The organism is Acidimicrobiia bacterium (assembly GCA_035651955.1).
GTDB lineage: Bacteria > Actinomycetota > Acidimicrobiia > IMCC26256 > JAMXLJ01 > JAMXLJ01.
The window spans coordinates 1-22,413 of record DASRES010000054.1 but is presented as its reverse complement, the minus strand read 5'-3'; the positions used below and the strand labels follow the sequence as shown (position 1 = coordinate 22,413).

Below are 22,413 nucleotides of genomic sequence, written 5' to 3'. Positions count from 1 at the left end.
TCGTCGCGAAGAAGGTCCGCGAGGCCTGATCCACCACCACGACTCGACGTCCAACGAGCCCGCGGGTGCGGGCTCGTTGCGCGCGGTCAATCGCGTGTCAACGCCAGCGCGGCTCGTCGAGCCGACGCGACGGCGCCCGCGCTGAGACGCAACGCCGACGCCGCCTCGCTCGACGCGGTGCGGGCCCGTTGCAGCGCGTGCCGGGCGCCGTTCGGACTCGCCTTCGTGGCGCGATGGTCCTGACGGCGCCACCACCACCACGTCGCCACCCCGATCCCCGCGACCGCGAGCGCGCCGCTGACCGCGATCGTCGGCCCGGCGGGGGGAACGGGGACGCGGTCTCGCAGCCGGACGGGTTGGCGGAACGTCTGCGTCTCCCAGCCGCGCTCACGTGCGATCCGCGCGAGCTCACGGTCCGGGTTCACCGCGACCGGGTGGCCGACCGCCTCGAGCATCGGCAGGTCGGTGACCGAGTCGCTGTACGCGTACGACGCCTCGAGGTCGACGTCCTCGAGCGACGCGAGCTCGCGGATCGCGGCGGCCTTGTGCGGCCCGTACGCGTAGAACGCGAGCTGACCGGTGTAGCGGCCCTCGTCGTCGATCTGCGCGCGCGTCGCGATCGCGCGGTCGGCACCGAGGAACTCGGCGAGCGGCTCGACGACCTCGGCCGGCGCGGACGACACGATCACGACCTGCCGGCCTGCTTCGTGGTGCTGCGCGAACAGCTCGAGCGCCTCGGCGAAGATGATCGGTGACACGACCTCGTCGAGCGTCTCGCGCACGATCTGCGCGACGTGCTTCTGGTCCCAGCCGCGCGTCAGCCCGAGCATCGCCTCGCGCAGCTTCTCCATCTTCTCCTCGTCCGCGCCGACGAGCATGAAGACCACCTGCGCGTACGCGCTCTTCACGATCGCGCGGCGCGACAGCAGTCCCTCCCGATAGAACGGGCGACCGAACGCGAGGACCGAGCTCTTCGCGATGATCGTCTTGTCGAGGTCGAAGAAGGCGGCCTCCACGGGCGCCAGGTTACGTGCCCCTTGACGCCGGGTCGCCCGTGTCCCTACCGTTCCGGCTCCCGGTCGACCGATGGCGGTCCCGGCGCTCGGCGACGTCCGTCGCCCCGTCGTTCGTCGCTTCCCCGCACGACTTCCTCCGTGTGTCGTCGGCGCGCTCGCGCGCCGTGTGCTCCACGTGGAGGAAGACGTGCTCGTCACGCTGTGGTCCCCGAAAGGCGGTTCCGGCACCTCGGTGTTCGCGGCCGCCTGTGCGATCGCGCTCGCGCGCCCGGCGTCCCGTCGCGGTGCCGAACGCGACTGCGTGCTCGCGGCGCGCCTCGTCGACCTGGACGGCGACCAGCCCGCCATCTTCGCCCTCTCGTCCGAGCCCGACACCGGCGTCGCGGAGTGGCTCGCGGCCGGGCCCGACGCGCCGAGCGACGCGCTCGACCGTCTCGCGGTCGACGTCACGACCGGCGTGACCCTGCTCCCACGCGGGACGGGGTCGGGCGTCCTCGCGCCGCCGGCCGCCGCCGAGGCCGGCGCCGCGCTCGCGGTCGCGCTGCGGGACGGTCCGGTGCCGACGATCGTCGACGCCGGCCGGGCCGACACCCCTGCGGCGCGGGCCGTGGTCGAGGTGTCGGACGTCTCGCTCGTCGTCGTGCGCGCCTGCTACCTCGGGTTGCGGCGCGCCGTGCACGCGCCGCTCGTCGCGCACGCGGCGGGCGCGGTCGTCGTCGGCGAGAACCAGTCGTCGCTCCTGGCGCGCGACGTCACGGAGGTGCTGGCGATCCCCGCCGTCGCGAGCGTGCCGTGGACGTCGAGCGCGGCGCGTCTTGTCGACGCCGGCGTCTTCGCGCGCCGTGCGCCCGACAGCGTGCTCCGTCCCGCACGCGATGCGATGCGTGCCGTCGGCGCGACCGGCGGCCGGCGTGGAGCCGCGGCATGACCGCGCTGCAACCGGCAGCGCGGCCCCGGGTCGCGCCGTCCATCGATCCGGACGCCGTGAAGCGTCGCGTGCACGATCGGCTCGTCGGCGCGGGCGTCACGTTCGACGACGCGTCGAACGACCTGCGCGCGCGCATCGCCGACCTGCTCCGCGACGAAGCACCGCTCCTGCGCGCCGCGCACCACGACGTCCTGCTCGACGAGCTCGTCCGCGAGGTCGCGGGGCTGGGACCGCTCGAGCCCTTGCTCCATGACCCGTCGGTCACCGAGATCATGCTCAACGGCGCGGGTCGCGCGTTCGTCGAGCGGCAGGGCCGGCTCGAGCCCGTCACGCTGGGACTCGACGCCGCGACGATCGTACGTCTCGTCGGTCGCGTCATCGCGCCGCTCGGGCTGCGGCTCGACCGCGCCTCGCCGATGGTCGACGCGCGGCTCGCCGACGGCTCCCGTCTCCACGCCGTCGTCCCGCCGCTCGCGATCGACGGCCCGTGCGTCACGATCAGGCGGTTCCGCACGCGCGCGGTCGCGCTCGAGGAGTTCGGACTCGACGAGGACGGTGTCGCGCTGCTGGGTGGGCTGGTGCGCGGCGGATGGAACGTCGTCGTGTCCGGTGCGACCAGCGCGGGGAAGACGACGCTGCTGAACGCGCTCTCGGCCGCGATCCCCGCCCAGGAGCGCATCGTGACGATCGAGGAGACCGCCGAGCTGCGTCTCGGCCAGCCGCACGTCGTGCGTCTCGAGGCTCGGCGACCCAACGCCGAGGGCGCCGGCGAGGTGACCGTCCGGGAGCTCGTCCGCGCTGCGCTGCGCATGCGGCCGGATCGCATCGTCGTCGGCGAGGTCCGCGGCGGCGAGGCGCTCGACATGTTGCAGGCGATGAACACCGGGCACGACGGGTCGCTGTCGACGATCCACGCGAACTCGCCTCGCGACGCGTTGCGCCGTCTCGAGACGCTCGTCCTGTTCTCGGGCGTCGCCCTACCGCTCACGGCGGTCCGCGCTCAGATCGGCGCCGGCGTCGACGCCGTCGTGCAGGTGCGTCGCGCGCCCGACGGCTCGCGGCGGGTCGAGTGCGTCGCGGAGGTGCGTGGCGATGACGACGACCTCGCCGTCGCGCCCTTGCTCGTCCGGCGGCCCGACGGGTCCGGCTGGTCGAGTCGTCAGCCGACGCGCGCGTCTCGACGGGGACACGGATGACTGCGCTCCCGCTCCTCGTGGCCGGCGCGTTCGTCGCGGTCCGCCTCGCGGTCGCGGCCTCGCGCGCACGCGCCCGGGAGCGCCTCCGCGCGCTCGCACCGCAACGCGGCTGGCGGGTCCCCGAACGGTTCCGGCCCCGCGTCGAGCGCGCGCTGCACGACGCGACGGTCGACACGACGCCCGAGAGCGCGGTCGAGCTGTGGCTCGGCGTCGTCATGGTCGCGGCGATGCTCTCGTTCGCGTTCTCCGCCGCGCTCGCGCCCCTCGTGGCGGTCGGTGGCCTCGTCGGCGGGCCGCTCTGGCTCCGCAGCGCGGGCAACCGTCGGACGCGAGCCCTCGACGCCGCGCTGCCGAACGCGCTCGACGTCGTGACGGGAGAGCTCCGCGCGGGAGGCACGTTGCGGACGGCGATCGACGTGCTCGCGGCGCGCGACGACGTCGTGGGCGCGGACCTGCGTCGCGCGCAGGCCCGCCTCGAGCTCGGTGCGTCGCTCGACGGCGCGCTCACCGCGTGGGTCGCCGAACGGTCGACGCCGACCGTGCGTGCGGTCGCCGGCGCGCTCGCGGTCGCAGGTGGGGTGGGCGGTGGATCGGCGCCCGCGCTCGACGGCCTCGCGCGCTCGCTGCGCGATCAGCACGGCGCAGCGGCAGAGGCGCGTGCCCTCTCGGCCCAAGCGCGGCTGTCCGCCGTCGTCGTGGGCGCCGCGCCGATCGCGTTCCTCGCGTTCGAGGCGGCGACCGACCCCGCGTCGACGGCGACACTCGCCACGACGCCGGTTGGGCAGGCATGTCTCGTCGCGGGTTTGGGGCTCGAGGTCCTCGCCGCGATCTGGATGCGGCACGTCGTGCGGTCGGTCGAGACATGAGCCCCCTCGGCGCGTGGCTCGTCGGTGTCGTCGCGGGACTGTTGCTCGCGACGCCCATCGTCCGTCGGGCTCGCGCGAGCGTCCTCGCGGCGCGGGCTCGGGATCTCGCGCCGCCCCGCACGGTCGGCCCCGCACCGCGGCGCACCCTCGTCGCGGCCGTCATCGGGCGCGCCCGGTTCGGCGTCGTCGGTCGGGTCGTGCGCGGCACCGTCGCGCGTCGACGGGCGGCGCGGGGCCGCGACCGGCTGTCGTCACAGCTGCCACTCGTGGCCGACCTCCTCACCGTCGCGGTCGGCGCCGGTTGCACCCCGTACCTCGCCGTCGAGGCGGCGTCGCGATGGGCGCCGGACCCGACGGCCGCGCACCTGACGTCGGTGCTCACCTCCTGCGCGCTGGGCGTCGGCTTCGGCGACGCGCTCGCAGACCTGGGCCGTCGCGAGCCCGTCCTGCGTCCGCTCGCCGAGTCGATGGAGATGTGCGAGCGGACCGGTGCACCGGTCGCGCCGGTGCTCGCCCGCCTCGCCGACGACGCGCGCGCCGCGACACGCAGGCGCGCGGAGACCCGCGCTCGCACCGTCCCCGTCCGCCTGCTGTTCCCGCTCGTGTTCCTCGTGCTGCCCGCGTTCGGCCTGCTGACCGTCGCGCCGGCGCTCCTGACCGGGTTCGCCCGTTCCTGACGGGCCGCGCTTCCCCGCGCATCGCGTTCCACGAACAGGGAGTCCGAACTTGCTCCGACGTCTCGTCCACACGTTCCTCACCGTCCTGGCCGCGGCACGTGCTCGGCTCGCAGCCGTTCGCACGCGCCTCGTCACCACCGAGGCCGGTCAGACGACCGCCGAGTACGCGCTGGTGATCCTCGGCGCGGCCGCGCTCGGGACGCTGCTCATCACGTGGGCATCGCACAGCCACGCGATCACGAAGCTGTTCGACACCGTCATCGGGAAGGTGCTGCCCTGAGCGCCGCGCCGCGACGTTCGGCCACGGCTTGGCCCCGGCAACGGGGCCAAGCCACGGTCGAGCTCGCCCTCGTCCTGCCCCTGATCGTCATGGCGCTGCTCGCGATCGTCCAGGTCGGTCTCGTCGTGCGTGACCAGCTCGGTGTCATCCACGCGGCGCGTGAGGCTGCCCGCGCCGCGAGCGTCGAACGCGATCCGTCTCGCGCCGTGGCGGCCGGGAACCGGGTGCTGCACGGGGTGAAGGTGAAGGTCGGCGCGCGGCCCCACGTCGGCGAGCCGATCACGGTCGACGTGTCGTTCCGATCGATCACCGACCTGCCGCTCGTCGGCGTGCTGTTCCCGGATCCGGTGTTGCACGCGCACGCGACGATGCGGGTCGAGCGATGACCCGCGCCCGGGGCGAACGCGGCGGCGCGTCGATGCTCGTGATCGCGGTGTTCGTCGTTGCGCTCGGTCTCGTGGTCGGCGCGGCGCGTCTCGGAACGGCGCTCGTCGCGAAGGCGCGCGCCGAGACGGTTGCCGACGCTGCCGCGCTCGCGGCCGCGGACTCGCTCGCGCTCGGACGCCGCGACGCGGTGTCAGCGGCGCGCGCGATCGCGGCGCGCAACGGTGGGACGCTCGTCTCGTGCGACTGCACCGGGCGCGACGCGCAGGTGACGGTCGAGGTCCCGGTGCACGGTCTCGCGGGTCACTCGCACGCGCGGGCGACCGCCCGTGCGGAGGTCCGGCCCGAAGCCGGCGTCAGTGCACGGTGATGCGGAACTCGTCGCTCTTGCCGACGGGCGCGTTCGTCCCGGGCCCGACCGACACGAGCGCGAGCGCGCCTTCGCCCTTGCGCGTCGCGCGGAAGTCGAACACCTGCCGGCCGGCCGCCCCGACCCGTGTCGTGCTCGGAGGCACGTAGCGGGCACCGGTCTGCACCACGAGCTCGGGTTGGGTCTGACCGACCCGCCACGAGTACCCCGTCCCGGGGGTGGCCGCGAGCTCGACATGGAACTGCTGGCCGACACGCACCGAGATCGCCTGCTTCGGGTCGGTGAACGTCGGGGTGCCCTTCGCGGTGTGCGACGAGCTGGCGCACGCACCGAGCAACGTCAGCAGCGCGCACGCGGACAGCAGGAGGAGGCTCGCTCGTGTCCCTCGCATCGCGTCCCCATCGGCACGCCGGGGACGCGACCTGAGCGGCGGGGTCAGCGGCCGCCGGCGAGAAGCCGGAGCACGGCGATCGCACCGCTCTTGTCGAGGTGCTCGTTCCAGTTGCCGCACTTCGGCGACTGGACGCACGACGGGCACCCGTCCTCGCATCCGCAGCCGGCCACGAGCTCGAGCGTGGCCGCCACGTGGCTCTCGAGCGCGTCGTACGCGAGCTCGGCGATGCCGGCTCCGCCCGGGTACCCGTCGTAGACGAAGATCGTCGGCTCACCCGTCACGGGATGCCACGCCATCGACACGCCGCCGACGTCCCAGCGGTCGCAGATCGCGAACAGTGGGAGCAGCCCGATGAGCGCGTGCTCGGCGGCGTGCACCGTGCCGAGCACGCGGTTGGGATCGACGCCCGCGCGCGCGAGCACGTCGTGCGGGACCGTGTACCAGCACGCCCGCGTCACGAGCGACTGGGGCGGCAGATCGAGCTCGACCACCTCGATCCGCTCGTTCGTCGACGCGCGCGTCCGCTGGTACGCGACCACGCGGCTCGTGACGTCCACCTCGCCGAGATGGGCCACGCCCGCGCCGATCGAGCGTGAGGCGGTGACGTCCCGCACCTCGATGTCGGTGTCGTCGCGCGTCTGCGTGTACTCGTCGGCGTCGTCGGCGGGTACCAGGTACGCGACGTGATCGCGCAGGTCGAGTCGCTCGACCCGGTACTGCCGGCCCTGGTGGAGATAGATCGCGCCCTCGTGCGCGACGTTGAAGACACGCGCGCCGTCGACCGTGCCGACGAGGCGGTCGTCACCGCAGTCGACGAGCCGGAACTCGACCGACGATCCGCTCCGCAACCCGACCCGCCGGGCCGGCGCATCGCGCCCGGACCAGAACATCCGGCCACCCCGCGGCTTGAGCTCGTCGTTCAGGACGAGATCGCGCACGACGTCGTCGAGCTGGTCCCCGAAGTACTGCTCGTCGTCGTGGGTGAGCGGTAGCTCGTGTGCTGCGCACGCGATGTGGGGTGCCGCGACGAACGGGTTGGCCGGGTTGACGACCGCGGCCTCCGGTCGGCGGGTGAGGAGCTGGTCGGCATGGGCGGCGTACCACTGGTCGAGCTGGTCGTCGCCGGCGACGAGCACCGCGGCGGCGCGCCGAGCGGACCGGCCGGCCCGGCCGACCTGCTGCCACATCGACGCGAGCGTCCCGGGAAACCCGTTGAGCACGATCGCGTCGAGCCCCCCGATGTCGACGCCGAGCTCCAGTGCGGTCGTCGCCGCGACCCCGAGGAGCGCCCGGTCGTTCAGGCCCTGCTCCAGCGCGCGCCGCTCCGTCGCGAGATAGCCGCCGCGGTACGCGTTGACCCGCGACGCGAGCTGCGGCGCGCTGCTCTCGAGCGCGCGGCGCGCGTGCGCGGCGACGAGCTCGGTGCTGGTGCGCGTGCGCGTGAAGGCGAGGGTCTGGTGGTCGCCGGCGACGAACCGCGCGAGGAGGTGTCCGGTCTCGACGTTGCCCGACGCGCGCGCACCCGAGCGCTCGTCGACGACGGGGCGCTGCCAGCACACGAACGACCGCTCGGCCTGCGGCGCGCCGTCGTCGTCGATCACCTCGACGGGGAGGCCGCACAACGTCGACGCCAGCTCACCCGGGTTGCCGATCGTCGCGCTGGAGAAGCAGAAGACCGGGTCCGAGCCGTAGTGCGCGCAGAGACGTCGCAACCGACGGAGGAGATGCGCGACATGACTGCCGAAGATCCCGCGCAGCGTGTGCAGCTCGTCGACGACGACGTAGCGCAATCGCATCAGGAACGTCGCCCATCGCTGGTGTGTCGGCAGGATCCCGACGTGGAGCATGTCGGGATTCGTCAGCAGCACTGTCGCGCGCTTGCGCGCTTCGGCGCGCTCGTCGGGCGAGGAGTCACCGTCGTACGCGTACGCGCGTAGCCCTGGGATCATCCACGACCGGAGCGAGCGGAGTTGATCCTGCGCGAGCGCCTTCGTCGGGAACAGCAGCAGCGCGGTGTCGCTGCGTCCTGCGAGCGCCGACTCCAGGATTGGCACCTGGTAGCACAGCGACTTTCCCGACGCCGTGCCCGTCGCCACGACGATGCTCCGCCCGGCTCGCAGCGCGTCCACCGCGCGCGCCTGGTGGGTGTAGAGCGCGTCGATCTTGCGCTGGCCGAGCAGCGCCATCGTGTCGCGACGCAGCTCCACCTCGGGCTCGGCGAAGCGGGACGGGCGCGCCGGCAAGGTGGCGCGGAACACCACGCGCTCCGACAGCTCGGGGTGCGCGCAGAGCTCGCCGACGGTGTCGCACGCGTCCACGCCCCGAGGATAGGTGGAGGTGTGACGCAGACGGACCGGCGCGGTCGATCGCGTTGGCCAGCGCAAGGAGCTGTTGGCAGGGGAGCGGCGAGCTTGCGAGCGCGACCGATCAATGACTCTCGAGCACTGCGTCGTCGGCGAAGTCGCGGAAGAGGGACTGCGCGTCCGAGCCGAGCGCGAGGTTCGTGCCGGTGCCGTTCGTGACCGGGACCCGGACGTTGCGGACCTGGCTGGGGTCGAAGGCCAGGCCGAGCCGCACGAGGCGGTAGAGGTCGCCGAGGCCGATGCCGTCGAGCTGGACGTGCCGGCCCAGCAGCGCGAGCAGGTGGATCGTCCCCGTCGCGTCCGGGTTCTGGGCCCGGAGCTGCGCGAGCGCGGCGAGCATGAACGTCCCCTGGTCCTCGCTGCGCTGGAGGTCGCCGGTGGGGAAGTCGTGACGGTCCCGGCAGAACGCGAGCGCCTGCTGGCCGTTCATGTGGACCACGCCGGGCTGGAAGTACGCCCCCGAGTACGTGTCGTGCATCGGGAACGGCACGTTCACGTCGATGCCGCCGACGCCGTCGATCAGCGCGGTGAACCCGTCGAAGTCGGTGGTCATCGCGTACGGGACGTCGACGCCGACGAGCTTCGCGACGGTCTGCGCCTGCAACGCCAGGCCGCCGTACGCGAGCGCAGCGTTGACCTTGTCGGTGCCGTGTCCGGGGATCTGCGCGCTGGTGTCGCGCGGGATGTCGAGGATCGTCGCCTTGTGCAGCGCCGGGTTCACACCGACGAGGTGGAGCGCGTCACCACGCGCGTTGCCGGGTCCGCCGCGCGAGTCGTTCCCGACGATCAGGAAGAACACGGGCTGTGTCGGCTCGCCGTTGTAGTGCGCCTGACCCACTTTCTCGACGCTGAACCACGTCGCGCCGGACGCGAACGGGATGCGCGTCCCGTGCAGCCACGCGGCGAACAGCAGGGCGACCGCGAGGAGCGCGCACAGCGGTGCGATCACGAGCGCGCTGACGACCGGGTGCCGGCGCAGCAGTGTCATGCCGTCGGCCCTTCGTGCGCGCGCCCGGACGCGGCGGCCGCGGTCACGCCGGGCCCGTCGCGGGTGACCGCGAGGTCGTACCCGGCGACGCGCCAAGCGCCGCCCGACGGCGCCAGGACCAGGTCACCGAGACGGGTCAGGTGCAGCGTCCCGCCGGCGACGGGCGCGCGCAGGTCGAGCGTCAGCGCGGCCGAGACGAGCACGACGTGGCCCGCCGTGTCCGCCAGCGCGGTGAGCGCGACCGTCGCCTTCGACGGATCGATCGAGCCGGTCGTCTTCTCGACGCCGTCGTCGGTGACGACGGCGCGGTCCGGCCCCGTGGCCTTCGCGGCCGCGTCGGGCGTGAACACCTGGGTGAACCTCGGGTCGCTCGTGCCCGTGCGCAACGCGGTGACGACCGCGCCCTCGACGTAGCTGTTCACGACCTGCGCGGCCTGGTCCCGGACGTCCGCGGGGAACGCGACCGCGGGACCCGCGCTCTCGACGTTCGTGGTCGTCAACTGGAGCGCGACGCTGCTGTTGATCGGCGCGGCCTTCGACGAGCGTGCCTTCGACGATCCGCCCGAGCACGCGGCCAGCGCGGACGCGCACATCGCGACGGCCACGACGGTTGCCATGGTGCGGGACGGCGACATAGAGCGGCGACAGGATGGCATGCCGCGCGCACCGAGCGGTGGACGCTTGGGGAAGCGATCAGCCCCCTGTGAGCAGGTTGCGGACCTCGTCCTCCGAGTCGGGTGTCACGAGCGCGAGCACCTCGTCGCCGGGGTGGAACACGGTGTCACCGCGCGCCATCACGACGTGGTCGTCGCGCACGATCGCGACGAACGTCGCGTCGCGGGGCACGTCGACCTCGCGGATCGCCTTCCCGGTGATCGTCGACTGCTCGTCCAGCCGGACCTCGACGAGGCGCACCTGGCCACCCTCGAGCTGGAACAGCCGCACGAGCCGGCCGACACTCACCGCCTCGTCGACGAGCGCGGTGATGAGGTGCGGCGTCGAGACGGACAGGTCGACGCCCCACGACTCGTTGAAGAGCCACTCGTTCTTCGGGTGGTTCACGCGCGCGATGACGCGGGGCACCGCGAACTCCTGCTTCGCGAGCAGCGAGACGACGAGGTTGTCCTCGTCGTCACCGGTCGCGGCCACGACGACGTCGCACGTGTCGAGTCCCGCCTCCTTGAGCGACGACACCTCGCACGCGTCGGCGACCTTCACGTCGAGACCGGCCGCGGTCGGGACCTTCCCGGCGACGTCGGGGTCCTGCTCGATCAGCAGCACGGCGTGGCCGTTCGCGACGAGCTCGCTCGCGATGAACGTCCCGACGTTGCCCGCCCCCGCGATCGCGACGCGCATCAGTGCCCGCCTCCTTCGTCGCCCGCGCCCTGCAATCGCGCGCGCAGCGCGTCGAGGTCGTTCATGTCGACGACGAAGTGCAGCACGTCGCCTTCCTGGCCGACGAGATCGCCGTCGAAGACGCGCGCACCGCCGAGCCGCGTGACCGCGGTGAGGACGAACCGGCCCGGCTCCTGGAGCTCCGCGAGCTTCTTGCCCGCCCAGTGCGCGGGGAGATCGCGCTCGACGAGCGCGACCTGCCCGCTGCCGTCGACCCAGTCCGCCGGGTGCGCACCCGGGAGCAACCGCCGCATCACCTGGTCGGTCGTCCAGGAGACGGTGGCCACGGTCGGGATCCCGAGCCGCTGATAGATCACGGCGCGACGCGGGTCGTAGATGCGGGCCACGACCCGCTCGACCTCGAACGTCTCGCGCGCGACGCGCGCCGACATGATGTTCGAGTTGTCGCCGCTCGTCACCGCGGCGAGCGCGCCCGCCCGCTCGATGCCCGCCTCGGCGAGCGTGTCGCGGTCGAAGCCGAAGCCGACGACCGTCGTGCCCCCGAAGCCGGTCGGCAGCCGGCGGAACGCCTCGCGCCGCTTGTCGACGACCGCGACGGTGTGACCGGACTTCTCGAGCATGCCGGCGAGCTCGCTCCCGACCCGACCGCACCCGACGACGACGACGTGCACCACGCACTCCCGTGCTCGTGTGAAGTCGCAGATGGTACCGGCCGGGCGAGGTGTCACCGGATCCAGCGGTGTGTCCGGGTCGTGGTTGACTGTCCCGCATGCGGACGTTCCCGACGCAGGCGACGCCGAAGCCGCTGCCGCCCGCGCCCGAGGTCGAGCTGAAGGAGAGCCGGGGCTACCGGCTGAAGCACAAGCTCCTCGGTCCGCCGCTCGACACCGAGGCGCTGGAGCACGAGCGCCTCGGCATCCCCACCGCGCTCGCGGTGTTCTCGTCGGACTGCATCTCGTCCTCCGCGTACGCGACCGAGGAGATCCTGCGCGTCCTCGTGCCGGCGGCCGGCCTCGCCGCCTTCAGCCTCGTCGTGCCGGCGACGCTGATGATGCTCGTCGTCCTCTTCTTCCTGATCCTGTCCTACCGGCAGACGATCAAGGAGTACCCGACGGCGGGTGGCGCCTACATGGTCACCCGCGACAACTTCGGGCTGCTGCCCGCGCAGGTCGCCGGTGTCTCGCTGCTGACCGACTACGTGCTGACCGTCGCCGTCTCGGTCTCGGCCGGGACGGCCGCGCTCACGTCCGCGGCGTCACCGTTGCGCCCGTACGCCGTCGAGATCTCGCTCTTCTTCATCGTCGTGATCGCGTTCGGCAACCTGCGTGGTGTCCGCGAGTCGGGACGGGTGTTCTCGTTCCCGACCTATCTCTTCATGTTCATGATGGGGCTCGTCATCGTGCTCGGCCTGTACAAGGCCGGGTTCGGGCACCTCGTCCCGCAGTCGATCCACCAGAAGGGCATGATCAAGGCGGGGACGGCCGGCAGCGGGTTCCTCTACGGCATCGGGATCTACGCGTTCCTGCACGCGTTCGCGTCGGGTGGCTCCGCGATGACGGGCGTCGAGGCGATCTCGAACGGCGTCAGCGCGTTCCGCAAGCCGGAGTGGAAGAACGCCCGGGTGACGCTCATCATCATGGGCGTCACGCTCGGCACCGCGTTCCTGGGACTGTCGGTCCTGTCGACCAAGGTCCACGCGGTGCCGTTCACGTCCGGCACGCCGACCGTCATCTCGCAGGTCGGCAAGCAGGTGTTCGGGGGCGGCGCGCTCGGCGACTCGCTCTACTACATCCTGCAGGCGGGGACGATGCTGATCCTCGTCCTCGCCGCCAACACCAGCTTCGCCGACTTCCCGCGCCTTGCGTCGTTCCAGGCGGCCGACGCGTTCATGCCGAAGCAGCTCACGAAGCGCGGGCAGCGCCTCGTGTTCTCGAACGGGATCATCTCCCTCGGCGCGGTCGCGGCGGTCCTCGTGGTCGCGACGGGCGCGAACGTCGCCCGCCTCATCCCGCTCTACGCGATCGGCGTGTTCACGTCGTTCACGCTCTCGCAGTCCGGCATGGCGCGCCACCACATCAGGAAGAAGGAGCCCGGGTGGCGCTGGGGCCTGGTCGTGAACGCGACCGGTGCGGTGCTGTCCGGGATCGTCCTCGTGATCTTCGCGGTCGCGAAGTTCACCGAGGGTGCGTGGATCATCATCGTGCTGGTCCCGATCTTCGTCGCGCTGCTGTACCGCCTGAACCACCAGTACGAGGCGGAGGCCGAGGAGCTCGAGCGCGACGCCGAGACCGCGGCGACCGCGCCGATCCTGCGGCGGCACGTCGTGCTCGTGTTCGTCGCGCGCCTCGATCGCGCAGCCGCGCGCGCCATCCAGTACGCACGGACCCTCGTGCCCGACGAGATGCGGGCCGTGCACATCGCCATCGACCGTCACGCGGCGGAGGAGCTCGCCGCGAACTGGCGCCGGCTCGGTCTCGCGCGCGTCCCGCTCGAGCTCGTCGACTGCCCGAGCCGCCGCATCGCCCGCGCCGCCCTCGAATACGTCGCGGCCGAGCTGGCCGGCGGTGACACCGAGGTCACCGTGGTCATGCCCCATCGCGTGTACAAGCGGTTCTGGCACCGGTTGCTGCACGACCGCACCGCGGACGAGATGGCGCGCGCGATGAGCCAGCTCCAGCATGTCAACGTCACCCAGATCCCGTACCACCTCGGCGCGCCGTCGCTGACGGTCGAGCAGGTCCAGTCGGACGGCGAGCGCATGGACTCGCCGCACGCATGACCGCGACGGACGCCGAGCCCGGGAGCCTGCCCGTCGTCCCGATCGGCCAGGTGACGTGGCGGACGTGGGTGCGCGTGCGGGGTCGGATCCGCTCGATCCGGGTGCAGCCCTGGGCCGAGGTGGGTTCGCTCGAGTGCACGGTCGTCGACGACACCGGCGGGCTGCTGCTCATCTTCCTCGGGCGCCGGAGGATCGCGGGCGTCGAGCTCGGCCGGCACGTCATCGCCGAGGGGATGGTCGGGGAGCACCGCGGCTACCTCGCGATCCTCAACCCCGTCGTCGAGCTGCTCGACCACTGAACGCCGCCGGCGGCGTACGTGCCGTCTCGGTCGCGCGCGCGTCCGGCGTGTGATGTTCCGTACAGATTGACACTGCCCGAAATGCGCCCGTACCGTGTCTCGCCGCAGTTTCGCCCCCGGGACCCGCCGCGCCGGGCCGGGGGAGCGACGGTTCGCGCGTCAGCGACGCATCCGGTCCGAGGGCGACCGGTGGGGTCTCGACCAAGGAGTCACGCAGTTGGGGAGCATCATCCTCGCGGCCGAGGGCAGCTACCAGGAGTTCAAGCTCACCGGCGCGGAGTGGTTCTGGCTGGTGTTCTCGATCGCCACGGCGCTGCTCGCGATCCTGGTCGGCCTGTTCCTCATGCGCGGCGTCCTCGCGGCGGACGAGGGCACGCCGACGATGCGCGAGATCGCGAAGGCGATCCAGGAGGGCGCGATGGCGTACCTCCGGCGCCAGTTCCGCACGATCCTCATCATCCTCGTGCCCGTCGCGGCGGCAGTCTTCTTCACGTCGACGCGCGTCGCGAAGCCGGGCGGTGAGGAGGCGCTGTCGTTCGTCGCGTCGGGCGCGTTCCGCACGATCGCGTTCATCGTCGGCGGGTTCCTGTCCGGGCTCACCGGGTTCATCGGGATGAGCCTCGCAGTACGCGGGAACGTCCGCACCGCAGCCGCCGCGCGCACCGGGTCCCTGCCCGGTGCGCTTCGCGTCGCCTTCCGGACGGGCGGCATCGCGGGCATGTTCACCGTCGGCCTCGGCCTGCTCGGGGCGACGATCATCATCATGGTCTTCCAGAACAGCGCGACCGCGATCCTCGTCGGCTTCAGCTTCGGCGGATCGTTGCTCGCACTGTTCATGCGCGTCGGCGGCGGGATCTTCACGAAGGCGGCCGACGTCGGTGCCGACCTCGTCGGCAAGGTCGAGCAGGGCATCCCCGAGGACGACCCGCGCAACCCCGCGACGATCGCCGACAACGTCGGTGACAACGTCGGCGACTGCGCCGGGATGGCGGCCGACCTCTTCGAGAGCTACGAGGTCACGCTCGTGGCGTCGATCATCCTGGGCGTCGCCGCGTTCCGCTCCATCTATCCCCACGACCCGACCAAGTGGGTGCTCGGTCTGATCTTCCCGCTGATCGTCCGCGCGCTCGGCGTGCTCGCGTCGATCTGCGGCGTCTTCGCCGTGCGCGCCAGGGACAACGACCGTTCCGCGATGGCACCGATCAACCGCGGGTTCCTCACCGCGGGCGTGCTGACCGTCGTCGCGACGCTCGTCGTCGCGCTCGCGTACGTCGGCAACGGCCCGAAGAACGAGGGCTGGAAGATGTTCGGCGCGGTCGTCGTCGGGCTGATCCTCGCCCAGGCCGTCAGCGCGCTCACCGAGCACTTCACGTCCACCGAGCGCGAGCCGGTCCGCGAGATCGCGGAGGCCACACGCACCGGCCCGGCCACGACGGTGCTCGCCGGCATCGGCAGCGGTCTCGAGTCGTCGGTGTGGGCGATCATCGCCATCGCCATCACGATCGGTGTCGCGATCGGGCTCGGCGGCGGCAACATCCAGTTCTCGCTGTACCTCATCGCGCTGACCGGCATGGGCATGCTCGCGACGACGGGCGTCGTCGTGTCCGAGGACAGCTTCGGCCCGGTCGCCGACAACGCGGCGGGCATCGCCGAGATGTCGGGCGAGTTCGGCGGCGAGCCGGAGCGGATCATGGTCGGGCTCGACGCGGTCGGGAACACGACCAAGGCGGTCACGAAGGGGTTCGCGATCGGCTCCGCGGTCATCGCGGCCGTCGCGTTGTTCGCCTCGTTCATCGAGACGATCGGCAGCGAGCTCAACATCGGCAAGACCGGTTCGGCCCTCTTCCACGACACCGCGACCCAGATCAACATCGCCGAGCCGAAGACGTTCATCGGACTGCTCATCGGTGGCTCGATCGCGTTCCTGTTCAGCGCGCTCGCCATCCGCGCCGTCGGCCGCACCGCGGGGACCGTCGTGCAGGAGGTCCGCTCGCAGTTCGCCGACGGTCAGATCATGGCGGGCACGAAGCGGCCCGACTACGGCCCGGTCATCGACATCTGCACGAAGGCGTCGCTGCGCGAGCTCGCGACGCCCGCGCTGCTCGCGGTGCTGTCGCCCGTCATCGTCGGGTTCGGCGTCAGCTACCTCGCGCTCGGCGCGTTCCTCGGCGCCGTCATCCTCACCGGTCAGTTGATGGCGAACTTCCTCAACAACGCCGGTGGCGCGTGGGACAACGCGAAGAAGTACATCGAGGACGGTCACGAGGGCGGCAAGGGCTCCGAGGCACACAAGGCCGCCGTCATCGGCGACACCGTCGGCGACCCGTTCAAGGACACCGCGGGTCCCGCGCTCAACCCGCTCATCAAGGTGATGAATCTCGTCGCGCTCCTCGTGCTCCCCGCGGTGATCAGCCTCCGCAACAACGACGCCGCGCGCTTCGGCATCGCGGGTGCGAGCCTCGTCATCCTGCTCGTCGCGATCGCGTTCTCGAAGCGCAAGGGCGGCGGGTTCGCCGAGGAGTCCGAGATCGTCGAGGAGGCGATCCACGAGCGCGAGGCGCAGCTCGCGCCGTAAGACACACGGCAGCAACGGCGTCATCCGCTGTCACGGCCCGCCCTCCATCGAGCGGCGGGCCGTGTCGCGTCCGCATCAGGACGCGGCCGGTCCGCGTCAAGAACGCGTCAAGACGCCGGGCCGGGCTGCGGGCGCGCGGGGTGGGACCCGTAGAAACGCGCGATGGAGACCGTCACCCCGCGTCAGGCGCCCACTCCGATGCCGCCGCCGACCGCGGCGCCGAACCTTCCCGAGAGCCGGCGCTACCGGTTGAAGAAGCGTCTCCTGGGTCCGCCGCTCGACACGGACCAGCTCGAGCACGAGCGCCTCGGGATCCCCACCGCGCTCGCGGTGTTCTCGTCGGACTGTATCTCGTCCTCGGCGTACGCGACCGAGGAGATCCTCCGCGTCCTCGTCATCGCGGTGGGCCTCGCGGCGTTCAGCCTCGTGGTCCCCGTGACGATCGCGATGCTCGTCGTGCTGTTCTTCCTGATCCTCTCGTACCGCGAGACGATCAAGGAGTACCCGACGGCCGGTGGCGCGTACATGGTCACGCGCGACAATTTCGGCCTCCTGCCCGCGCAGGTCGCGGGGGTGTCGCTGCTGACCGACTACGTGCTCACCGTCGCGGTGTCGACGGCGGCGGGCACCGCCGCGCTGACGTCCGCGATCGCGTCGCTCCGCCCGTACTCCGTCGAGATCTCGCTGTTCTTCATCGTCGTGATCGCGGTCGGGAACCTGAAGGGCGTCCGTGAGTCCGGGAAGATCTTCGCGGTCCCGACGTACCTCTTCATCGGCATCATGGGCGTGCTGCTGCTCGTCGGCTTCTACAAGATGGGGTTCGGGCACCTCGCGCCGCAGTCGGTGAGCAAGAAGGGGATGCTGAAGCTCGGCAGCCCGGGCGACGGCCTCGCGTACGGGGCGGGCCTGTACGTGCTGCTGCACGCGTTCGCGTCGGGTGGCGCGGCCGTGACCGGTGTGGAGGCGATCTCCAACGGCGTCACCGCGTTCCGCAAGCCCGAGTGGAAGAACGCGCGCGTCACGCTGATCATCATGGGCGCGACGCTCGGGACGCTCTTCCTGGGGCTGTCCGTCCTCTCGACGCGTGTCCACCCGATCCCGTACGTGTCCGGGACGCCGACGGTCATCTCGCAGGTCGGCAAGCAGGTGTTCGGGACGGGCCCGGTCGGCGGCCTCCTCTACGGGCTGCTCCAGGTCGGGACCATGCTGATCCTCGTCCTCGCCGCGAACACGAGCTTCGCAGACTTCCCGCGGCTGGCGTCGTTCCACGCGGGTGACAACTTCATGCCCCGCCAGCTCACCAAGCGCGGCCACCGGCTGGTGTTCTCCAACGGCATCATCGCCCTCGCGCTCGCGGCCGCGGTGCTCGTCGTCGTGACGGGCGCGAAGGTCGACCGGCTGATCCCGCTCTACGCGATCGGCGTGTTCACGTCGTTCACGCTGTCGCAGGCCGGCATGGCGAAGCACCACGTCACGCGCAAGGAACCGGGATGGCGGCGGGGCCTGTTCGTGAACGGCATCGGCGCCGTGCTGTCCGCCGTCGTCGACGTCATCATCGGCATCACGAAGTTCACGCACGGCGCGTGGGTGATCATCATCTTCGTGCCCGTCCTCGTCGCGCTGCTCGTACGCCTCAACCGCCAGTACGAGTCCGAGGCCGACCAGCTCGAGCACGACGTGACCGCAGCCGTCACCGCACCCGTGCTGCGCCGCCATGTCGTCCTCGTCCTCGCCGCGCGGCTCGACCAGAGCACGGCGCGTGCGATCCAGTACGCGCGCACGCTCGTTCCCGACGAGATGCGCGCCGTCCACATCGCGTGGGACCGCGACGCGGGCGCGCGTCTCGCCGCCGAATGGGCGCGGCTGGGCCTCGCGCGCGTTCCTCTCGAGCTCGTCGACTGTCCCGACCGGCGTGTCGCGCGCGCCGTGCTGGAGTACGTCGCAGCCGAGCTCGCCGACGGCCAGACCGAGGTGACCGTGGTGCTCCCGCACCGCGTCTACAGCCACACGTGGCACCGCTTCCTGCACGACCGAACCGGTGACGAGATCGCCGAGGCGATCAGCGGGCTCGAGCACGCGAACGTGACGATCATCCCGTACAAGATGGGCGAGACGTCCGTCCACGCGGACGCGTAGCGGACGGTCGTCAAGAGGCGTCCGCCGGGCGTCAGGAAGCCGTCAAGTGCGTTCCGGGCGCGGCCGCACGTGTCGTACAAGGGCGTGCGTGAAGCCCGTCGAACCGTTTCCCCGGCTGACACCGTGGCGTCTGGCGGTCGCCGTCGGCGTGCCCTTCGTCGTGGCGGCCGCGTTGGTGCCACTGCGGTCCGAGATGCTGGCGTCGAACGTCGCGCTGGTGCTCGTCGTCGTCGTGGTCGCGTCCGCGATCCTCGGCGGCCGCGCGGGCGGCGCGCTGAGCGCGCTCGCGTCGGCGGTCGCGTTCGACGTCTTCTTCACCCGGCCGTACGGGTCGTTCGCGATCAACGGGCGTGACGACATCGAGACGACGGTGTTGTTGCTCGTGGTCGGCCTCGTCGTCGGCGAGCTCGTCGTGCGCATGTACCGCAGCCGGATGCACGCCCTGCAGAAGCAGCACGAGCTCGACCGGATCCAGCGGCTCGCCGAGCTCGCGGCCGGTGGCGAGCCGCCGGGCCGGCTGATCCGCGCGGTCGAGGCGGAGCTCACCCACCTGCTCGACCTCGAGGCGTGCTGGTTCGAACGGCCGCCGTTCGTCGCCACGCTTCCCGTGCTCGCGCACGGTCGGGTCCGCATCGCCGGGGACGACGGCGGTCCGGCCGAGTCGCGCCGGCTCGAGCTCCCCGTGTGGGGCGACGGCCGGCAGATCGGACGGTTCGTTCTCGACCTCCCGTACGACACCTTCGGGATGCTCATCCCGGGCGACGACCGCGCGACCGCGATCGCACTCGCCGACCAGCTCGGCTCACTCCTCGTGAACGGGACCGCGTGACATGCAGCTCGCTGACGTCGTCTACCCGTTGGTCGTCATCGCGTTCTTCGCGCTCGCGGTCGCACTCGTGTTCGCGTGCGACCGGATCATCGGCGCCGACGAGACGGTCGTGACGGCGGACGAGACGCCCACGAGCCCCGAGGAGCGCGCGGCGTGAAGATCGACGACGTCGTCGGGCTGGTCGTCGCGATCGTGCTCGCGGTGTACCTCGTCATCGCCCTGCTGCTGCCGGAGCGGCTGGGATGACGTTCCCCGCGTGGGGGCAGTTCGCGCTCGTCGCCGTCGCACTCGTCGTCGCGACGCCGCTGCTCGGCTCGTACATGGCGAAGGTGTTCGGCGGCGGAGCCGCGCCCGGCGACCGGCTGTTCCTCCCCGTCGAGCGCGCGGTCTACCGCGTCGCCGGCGTAGACCCGGAGCGCGAGCAGCGTTGGAGCGCGTACGCCTTCGCGACGCTCGCGTTCAGCGTCGTGTCGGTCCTGCTCCTGTACCTGCTCCAGCGTCTGCAGGGTCACCTCCCTCTCGACCCGACGGGCGTGAAGGGCGTGTCGCCGAGCGTCGCGTTCAACACCGCGGTCAGCTTCACGACCAACACCAACTGGCAGAGCTACGCGGGCGAGTCGACGATGAGCCATCTCACGCAGATGGCCGGGCTCGCGGTGCAGAACTTCGCGTCTGCCGCGGTCGGCATGGCGGTCGCCATCGCGCTCGTCCGCGGGCTCGTCCGGGCGCGCGGCGGCACGATCGGGAACTTCTGGGTCGATCTCGTGCGCGGCACGCTGCGCATCCTCGTGCCGCTCTCCTTCGTGTTCGCGCTCGTCTTCGTCAGCCAGGGCGTGATCCAGAACCTGCACGGGTTCACGACCGCGCACACGGTCACTCACCAGGTGCAGCACATACCGGGCGGCCCGTTCGCCAGCCAGGAGTCGATCAAGGAGATCGGCACGAACGGCGGCGGCCCGCTGAACGCGAACTCGGCGCACCCGTTCGAGAACCCGAACGCGATCACGAACGTGTTGCAGATCTTCCTGCTGCTCCTCATCCCGTTCGCGCTGACGTACACGTTCGGGAAGATGGCCGGCGACCAACGCCAGGGCTGGGTCGTGTTCGCGGTCATGTTCGTGCTGTGGGCCGGCGCGGCGGGGTTCGCGATGACGCAGGAGACCGCGGGCAATCCGCACCTGACGACGGCCGGTGCCGCGCAACACGTCAGCGCCACGAACCCGGGCGGGAACCTCGAAGGGAAAGAGACACGGTTCGGCTCGGCCGGGTGCGGCCTGTACGCCGCCTCGACGACCGGCACGTCGACGGGAGCCGTCGACTGCGCGCACGACAGCATGACGCCGCTCGGCGGTGCGGTCCCGCTCGCCAACATGATGCTGGGCGAGGTCAGCCCGGGCGGTGTCGGCTCGGGGCTGTACGGGATGCTCGTGTTCGTCCTGCTCGGGGTGTTCATCGCGGGCTTGATGGTCGGCCGGACACCGGAGTACCTCGGCAAGAAGATCCAGGCCGGCGAGGTCAAGCTCGTCGTGCTGTACATCCTGTTCGTGCCGCTCGTCGTGCTCGGCTTCGCCGGAGCGTCGGTGGTCATCGGCAGCGCGCGGCACGCGATCCTCAACCCCGGTCAACATGGCTTCACGGAGATCGTCTACGCGTTCACGTCGGCCGGGAACAACAACGGCTCCGCGTTCGGCGGCCTGACCGTCACCTCGACCTGGTACCAGGTGACCCTCGCGCTCGCGATGCTCGTCGGCCGGTTCTTCCTCATCGTGCCGACGCTCGGCATCGCGGGCTCGCTCGTGCGCAAGCAGAAGGTCCCCGCGTCGGCCGGCACGTTCCCGACCGGCACGCCACTGTTCGCCGGGTTGCTCGGTGGTGTCGTGCTGATCGTCGTCGGCCTCACCTACTTCCCAGCCCTCGCGTTGGGTCCGATCGTGGAGCGGTTGGCATGACGCAGCCCGGTGAGAAGGCGAAGCTGCTCGACGCCGCGTTGGTGCGGCGAGCGATCGTCGACAGCTTCGTGAAGCTCAGCCCGCGCACGATGGTCGGCAATCCGGTGATGTTCGTGGTCGAGGTCGGCAGCGTCCTGACGACGATCCTGTTCCTGCGCGACGCGCCCTCGTCGTCGATGCAGGAGAACGTCTTCGCCGGTCTGGTCGCGGCGTTCCTCTGGTTCACCGTCCTCTTCGCCAACTTCGCCGAGGCCGTCGCCGAGGGGCGCGGGAAGGCCCAGGCCGACACGCTCCGGCGGACGCGCACGGAGACGGTCGCGCGGCGCCGCGGGGCCGACGGGTCGGTCACCGAGTGTCCGAGCACCGAGCTGCAGCCCGGCGACGAGTGCGTCGTCACGGCGGGCGAGGTCATTCCGAGCGACGGCGAGGTGATCGAGGGGATCGCGAGCATCGACGAGTCCGCGATCACGGGCGAGTCCGCGCCCGTCATCCGTGAGTCGGGCGGTGACCGGTCGGCCGTCACGGGTGGCACCCGGGTGCTCTCGGACGAGATCGTCGTGCGGATCACCGCGCGCCCCGGCGAGACGTTCGTCGACCGGATGATCGCGCTGGTCGAGGGATCCAACCGCCAGAAGACGCCGAACGAGATCGCGCTGAACATCCTCCTCGCCGGCCTGACGATCGTGTTCCTGCTCGCGACGGTCACGTTGCAGCCGTTCGCGATCTACGCGCACGCGCGGCAGCCGGTCATCACGCTCGTCGCGCTCCTCGTGTGCCTCATCCCGACGACGATCGGCGGCCTGCTGTCCGCGATCGGCATCGCGGGGATGGACCGGCTCGTGCGCCGCAACGTGCTCGCGATGAGCGGACGCGCCGTGGAGGCCGCTGGCGACTGCTCCACCCTGCTGCTCGACAAGACGGGCACGATCACGTTCGGGAACCGGCAGGCAGCCGAGCTCGTCCCGGTCGACGGTGTCGCGCTGCAGGACCTCGCCGAGGCCGCGCAGGTCTCGAGCCTGGCGGACGAG

23 protein-coding genes are annotated in these 22,413 nt (G+C 71.6%); 16 read left to right on the top strand and 7 right to left on the bottom strand.

Translation table 11 applies throughout. The features are described from left to right. Positions 1-86: 86 nt before the first annotated feature. A complete protein-coding gene (locus tag VFC33_12105) occupies positions 87-1,016 on the bottom strand; it encodes an HAD-IB family hydrolase (protein HZR13979.1) in 930 nt (309 codons plus the stop codon). 70 nt (positions 1,017-1,086) lie between these two features. Here VFC33_12105 and VFC33_12100 point away from each other — a divergent pair, with 70 nt between their 5' ends. Genes VFC33_12100 through VFC33_12070 form a run of 7 tightly spaced genes read left to right on the top strand, consistent with a single transcriptional unit; the run spans position 1,087 to position 5,717 of the window. Next, positions 1,087-1,944: a hypothetical protein gene (locus VFC33_12100; protein HZR13978.1), complete on the top strand. Its 858-nt coding sequence runs from the start codon at positions 1,087-1,089 to the stop codon at positions 1,942-1,944. Continuing rightward, positions 1,941-3,140 carry a CpaF family protein gene (locus tag VFC33_12095; protein ID HZR13977.1) on the top strand — a complete coding sequence of 400 codons (1,200 nt, stop codon included), beginning with the start codon at positions 1,941-1,943 and terminating at the stop codon, positions 3,138-3,140. The genes VFC33_12100 and VFC33_12095 overlap by 4 nt, the downstream gene beginning before the upstream one ends. Next, positions 3,137-4,006: a type II secretion system F family protein gene (locus VFC33_12090; GenBank protein HZR13976.1), complete on the top strand. Its 870-nt coding sequence runs from the start codon at positions 3,137-3,139 to the stop codon at positions 4,004-4,006. The genes VFC33_12095 and VFC33_12090 overlap by 4 nt, the downstream gene beginning before the upstream one ends. Further along, the gene (locus VFC33_12085; protein HZR13975.1) at positions 4,003-4,683 is read left to right on the top strand and encodes a type II secretion system F family protein; all 681 of its coding nucleotides are present in this window, start codon (positions 4,003-4,005) and stop codon (positions 4,681-4,683) included. Before VFC33_12090 ends, VFC33_12085 begins: the two co-directional genes overlap by 4 nt. 49 nt (positions 4,684-4,732) lie before the next feature. Beyond that, on the top strand, positions 4,733-4,963 hold the full coding sequence (locus VFC33_12080) for a DUF4244 domain-containing protein (protein ID HZR13974.1): 231 nt from the start codon (positions 4,733-4,735) through the stop codon (positions 4,961-4,963). After that, entirely contained in the window at positions 4,897-5,349 is a 453-nt protein-coding gene (locus tag VFC33_12075) for a TadE family protein (GenBank protein HZR13973.1), read from the top strand. The genes VFC33_12080 and VFC33_12075 overlap by 67 nt, the downstream gene beginning before the upstream one ends. After that, positions 5,346-5,717, top strand: a complete 372-nt coding sequence (locus VFC33_12070) for an Rv3654c family TadE-like protein (GenBank protein HZR13972.1) — start codon at positions 5,346-5,348, stop codon at positions 5,715-5,717. Before VFC33_12075 ends, VFC33_12070 begins: the two co-directional genes overlap by 4 nt. Here the strand turns inward: VFC33_12070 and VFC33_12065 are convergent. From VFC33_12065 to VFC33_12040, 6 genes are all read right to left on the bottom strand, one after another. After that, complete coding sequence (locus VFC33_12065) at positions 5,704-6,108, bottom strand: protease inhibitor I42 family protein (protein ID HZR13971.1); 405 nt, start codon at positions 6,106-6,108, stop codon at positions 5,704-5,706. The genes VFC33_12070 and VFC33_12065 overlap by 14 nt on opposite strands. Before the next feature lie 44 nt (positions 6,109-6,152). Continuing rightward, entirely contained in the window at positions 6,153-8,429 is a 2,277-nt protein-coding gene (locus tag VFC33_12060; GenBank protein ID HZR13970.1) for a DEAD/DEAH box helicase, read from the bottom strand. 109 nt (positions 8,430-8,538) lie between these two features. Further along, on the bottom strand, positions 8,539-9,462 hold the full coding sequence (locus tag VFC33_12055) for an LCP family protein (protein ID HZR13969.1): 924 nt from the start codon (positions 9,460-9,462) through the stop codon (positions 8,539-8,541). Next, on the bottom strand, positions 9,459-10,079 hold the full coding sequence (locus tag VFC33_12050; protein ID HZR13968.1) for a hypothetical protein: 621 nt from the start codon (positions 10,077-10,079) through the stop codon (positions 9,459-9,461). Before VFC33_12050 ends, VFC33_12055 begins: the two co-directional genes overlap by 4 nt. A 76-nt stretch (positions 10,080-10,155) precedes the next feature. Next, the gene (locus tag VFC33_12045; protein HZR13967.1) at positions 10,156-10,818 is read right to left on the bottom strand and encodes a TrkA family potassium uptake protein; all 663 of its coding nucleotides are present in this window, start codon (positions 10,816-10,818) and stop codon (positions 10,156-10,158) included. Continuing rightward, entirely contained in the window at positions 10,818-11,489 is a 672-nt protein-coding gene (locus VFC33_12040; protein HZR13966.1) for a TrkA family potassium uptake protein, read from the bottom strand. Before VFC33_12040 ends, VFC33_12045 begins: the two co-directional genes overlap by 1 nt. Before the next feature lie 98 nt (positions 11,490-11,587). On the opposite strand from VFC33_12040, the gene VFC33_12035 reads away from it, so the two are divergent. The 9 genes from VFC33_12035 to VFC33_11995 all read left to right on the top strand — a co-directional run. Next, the gene (locus tag VFC33_12035; protein ID HZR13965.1) at positions 11,588-13,597 is read left to right on the top strand and encodes an APC family permease; all 2,010 of its coding nucleotides are present in this window, start codon (positions 11,588-11,590) and stop codon (positions 13,595-13,597) included. Next, positions 13,594-13,896 carry a hypothetical protein gene (locus VFC33_12030; GenBank protein HZR13964.1) on the top strand — a complete coding sequence of 101 codons (303 nt, stop codon included), beginning with the start codon at positions 13,594-13,596 and terminating at the stop codon, positions 13,894-13,896. Before VFC33_12035 ends, VFC33_12030 begins: the two co-directional genes overlap by 4 nt. Positions 13,897-14,113: 217 nt before the next feature. Continuing rightward, complete coding sequence (locus tag VFC33_12025; GenBank protein ID HZR13963.1) at positions 14,114-16,471, top strand: sodium-translocating pyrophosphatase; 2,358 nt, start codon at positions 14,114-14,116, stop codon at positions 16,469-16,471. A gap of 162 nt (positions 16,472-16,633) precedes the next feature. After that, complete coding sequence (locus VFC33_12020) at positions 16,634-18,607, top strand: APC family permease (protein ID HZR13962.1); 1,974 nt, start codon at positions 16,634-16,636, stop codon at positions 18,605-18,607. A gap of 88 nt (positions 18,608-18,695) precedes the next feature. Further along, complete coding sequence (locus VFC33_12015) at positions 18,696-19,436, top strand: DUF4118 domain-containing protein (GenBank protein HZR13961.1); 741 nt, start codon at positions 18,696-18,698, stop codon at positions 19,434-19,436. Position 19,437: 1 nt separating this feature from the next. Beyond that, a complete protein-coding gene (locus tag VFC33_12010) occupies positions 19,438-19,593 on the top strand; it encodes a hypothetical protein (protein ID HZR13960.1) in 156 nt (51 codons plus the stop codon). After that, positions 19,590-19,682 carry a potassium-transporting ATPase subunit F gene (locus VFC33_12005; GenBank protein ID HZR13959.1) on the top strand — a complete coding sequence of 31 codons (93 nt, stop codon included), beginning with the start codon at positions 19,590-19,592 and terminating at the stop codon, positions 19,680-19,682. The genes VFC33_12010 and VFC33_12005 overlap by 4 nt, the downstream gene beginning before the upstream one ends. Next, positions 19,679-21,385 (top strand): potassium-transporting ATPase subunit KdpA, encoded by a 1,707-nt coding sequence (gene kdpA / locus VFC33_12000; GenBank protein ID HZR13958.1) that lies wholly within the window; start codon positions 19,679-19,681, stop codon positions 21,383-21,385. The genes VFC33_12005 and kdpA overlap by 4 nt, the downstream gene beginning before the upstream one ends. Then, positions 21,382-22,413 (top strand): HAD-IC family P-type ATPase (locus VFC33_11995; protein HZR13957.1); only part of this gene is annotated, 1,032 nt, incomplete at its 3' end. The genes kdpA and VFC33_11995, both read left to right, overlap by 4 nt.